This is a genomic window from Plebeiibacterium marinum, assembly GCF_026013615.1.
Lineage (GTDB): Bacteria > Bacteroidota > Bacteroidia > Bacteroidales > Marinilabiliaceae > Saccharicrinis > Saccharicrinis marinus_A.
Window position 1 is genome coordinate 1 of the sequence record NZ_JAPDPI010000113.1, and the last position, 1,258, is coordinate 1,258.

The window sequence follows — 1,258 nt, forward strand, 5'->3', positions numbered from 1 at the left end:
CGGAGGTCTAATCTGGCAACTGCCATATTACCAGCCTCAGAGAGCGTAGCAGGAAATGGACATGAAAGAAGACAATGAAGAAAAGAAAACGTGACACGAGCAACCTAATTGAGCGGATACTACACCCTGTAAACCTGACAATGGCATGCAAGGAGGTAGTAAGGAACAAAGGAGCTGGCGGTATTGACGGCATGAAAGTTTCAGAACTTAAAACACATCTGGATCTGCATCGCAATGAACTGGTAGAACAGGTCATGAATATGCAATACCTACCGCAACCCATCCGGGGAAAAGACATCCCCAAAGGAGGTGGCAAAACCAGACCATTGGGAATACCCACGGTTGTTGATCGAATGATGCAACAAGCGGTTTCCCGAGTGGTAATGATGTATTATGAAACAGATTTCTCATCGTACAGCTACGGCTTCCGACCACACCGTAACACGCAACAGGCAGCAGGAAAAGCCTTGGGTTATATTAACTCAGGGTACCAACACATTGTTGAAATCGATCTTAAAGAGTTTTTCGACAGAGTTGACCACGTACTGCTTTTACAGCGCTTACACCGCAAGATTAAATGCAGACATACCATGTGTCTGATCCGCAGGTGGCTCCGTGCCCCATTGGTAAAAGACGGCAAGCTTATAAAACGAAGAATCGGCGTTCCGCAAGGAAGTCCAATCAGCCCACTGCTCTCGAATATAATTCTTCACGAGTTAGATTCGGAAATGGAGAAACAAGGACTTAAATTTGTTAGATACGCCGATGATTTCAGCATCTTTTGCAAAACTAAGCACGAGGCCAAAAAGGTTGGAAATGCCATTTACTTATTCCTCAGAGATAAGTTAAAGTTGCCTATCAACAAGGAAAAGAGTGGTATCAGACGCCCTGTTAACTTTCAGGTTCTAGGTTTCGGTTTCGTACCCATTTACAAGAAAGGTATCAAAGGGAAATACCAATTAATTGTAGCTCCTAAAAGATGGAGGAGCTTTAAAGCAAAGCTCAAAGAAGTTACCCGTAAAACCAATCCAATGAGCTTTGATGAACGCATACATAAGTTACTTGAAATCCAACGTGGTTGGATCAACAACTTTAAACATGCCAACATTAAAACCAAATTGGAAGAATTGGATGGGTGGCTCCGCAACCGACTTAGATACAATATATGGCATCATTGGAAGAAACCAGAAAGAAAGAGGAAGAACCTGATTAGGCTAGGCGTCGATAATGGTATGGCTTACGCCTGGAGTAGAAGCCG

General features: G+C 43.5%; 1 protein-coding gene. It reads left to right on the forward strand.

Translation table 11 applies throughout. The features are described from left to right. Positions 1-74: 74 nt before the first annotated feature. Positions 75-1,258, forward strand: a 1,184-nt coding sequence (gene ltrA / locus OM074_RS21085; RefSeq protein ID WP_301202695.1) for a group II intron reverse transcriptase/maturase, incomplete at its 3' end; no start/stop codon positions are given.